The organism is Streptomyces sp. UH6, from assembly GCF_013421635.1.
GTDB classification, from domain to species: Bacteria; Actinomycetota; Actinomycetes; order Streptomycetales; family Streptomycetaceae; genus Streptomyces; species Streptomyces abyssomicinicus.
In genome coordinates this window covers 1-1,547 of record NZ_JACADT010001186.1, presented here as the reverse complement: position 1 = coordinate 1,547, position 1,547 = coordinate 1, and the positions used below count along the sequence as shown (strand labels likewise).

Below are 1,547 nucleotides of genomic sequence, written 5' to 3'. Positions count from 1 at the left end.
CCGCGTTGCTCGCCCCGCAGGCCTCCAGGTAGGCGGCGACCACCGGCCAGGCCGGCAGCCGGTGCCCGGAGGCCGCGGCGGAGAGACTCGACGCCGAGTAGGGAACCCGGGAGGCGAGTTCGCGGTACGGCACGCCGCCGGTGCGCCGCCGGAGCGTGCGGAGGTCGGCCGCGAACTCGGCCACCTCCCCCTGTCCGGGCTCGATCGGCTTCTCCCGGCGTCCCATGACGTGTGCGACCCCCCGGCCACTCGGCGATGCTGGCTTTGATCTCACGTTGACCGGAGATTGTCCAGTGAGGGGACGGGGGCACGTGGTCAACGTGACGAGGCGACAGGATGGGCCCCGGCCGCGCTCGCCGGGTGTCGGGGGACGTCGAGTGCCGGTCCTCCTGCGCGCGGACGCCCGGGGGAACATGGGGGCCATCATGGAGGCGTCCTCGCGAAGGAGCCGTCTCCGCCGGGCCACGTCGGCGTGGCCCGGCGGAGACCGGACCGTCCGTCAGTCCAGGACGGCGAGCGCGTCGATCTCGATCAGCAGGCCCGGCGGGAGCCCCACGTAGACGGTGGTGCGGCAGGCCGGGGGCTGGGTCAGGTGCTCGGCGAAGTAGGCGTTCCAGATCTCGTTCAGCTCGGCGAAGTGGTCCACGTCGGTGAGGTAGACGCGGAGCATCATCACGTCGTCCCAGTGCGCGCCGCCCTCGTCGAGCACGGCCTTGACGTTGGCGAGGGTCTGCAGCGTCTGCTCGCGCAGCGTCGGCCCGGCCGGCGTGGCCGGCTTGCCCTCCTCGGCGGGCAGGAAGCCCACCTGGCCGGCCACCTGGAGGATGTTCCCCTTGCGCAGCCCGTGCGAGAAGGCCGCGGGCGGGGTGGTGTGGGTGCTGGGGGTCAGTGCGGTCTTCTGCGTCATGGGTGAACACTCCGGTTGGTCGTGGACGGCGGCCGTGCCCGGGAACAGCACGACATGGGAGAGTGAAGCAGCCCGGATCACGCAGCGCACAGGAGGCCGAATGTCCGCGGATGCCGTCAACCGTCTCGCCGGGGAGCGGATCGACCACCGGTTCAAGGGTCTGCCGACGGACGCCGACGGCCTGACCGTGGGCGAACTGGCCGCCCAGCGGCGGAACCTGTTCACCGGCGGCTTCACCACCCCGGTGCTGACCCTCTCCGCGGAGCGGCTGCGGCACAACCTGCGGCTGATGGAGGCGTACACCGAGCGTCACGGGCTGGCGTTCGCCCCGCACGGCAAGACGACGATGGCCCCGCGCCTGTTCCAGGACCAGCTGGACCACGGCGCCTGGGGCATCACCCTGGCCGTGCCGCACCAGGTGCGGGTGGCGCGGGCCTTCGGAGTGCGGCGGATCTTCCTCGCCAACGAACTGGTCGACCCGGCCGCCCTGCGCTGGATCGCGTCCGAGCTGAACGCCGACCCGGCCTTCCGGATCATCTGCTACGCCGACTCGGTACGCGGTGTGGAGCTCATGAGCGCCGCCCTGGGCGAGGTGGGCGGGCGGCCCGTGGACGTGGTGGTGGAGCTGGCCGCCGGGGAC

Annotated in this window: 2 protein-coding genes and 1 pseudogene; 1 reads left to right on the top strand and 2 read right to left on the bottom strand. The window is 72.5% G+C overall.

Features of this window, described 5'->3' with window-relative positions; genetic code table 11:
• Both HW445_RS30470 and HW445_RS30465 read right to left on the bottom strand, forming a co-directional pair.
• A partial coding sequence (locus HW445_RS30470; RefSeq protein WP_180224029.1) for a helix-turn-helix domain-containing protein occupies positions 1 to 226 on the bottom strand: 226 nt, incomplete at its 3' end.
• 273 nt (positions 227 to 499) lie between these two features.
• A complete protein-coding gene (locus tag HW445_RS30465; protein WP_180224028.1) occupies positions 500 to 907 on the bottom strand; it encodes a RidA family protein in 408 nt (135 codons plus the stop codon).
• Between the two features lie 100 nt (positions 908 to 1,007).
• Between HW445_RS30465 and HW445_RS30460 the strand changes: the two are divergent.
• Positions 1,008 to 1,547 (top strand): annotated as a pseudogene (locus HW445_RS30460) (amino acid deaminase); the annotation flags it as partial.

Coding starts and splice junctions, on each gene's coding strand:
- HW445_RS30465 (WP_180224028.1), bottom strand. CDS start 907: ATGACGCAGAAGACCGCACTGACCCCCAGCACCCACACCACCCCGCCC.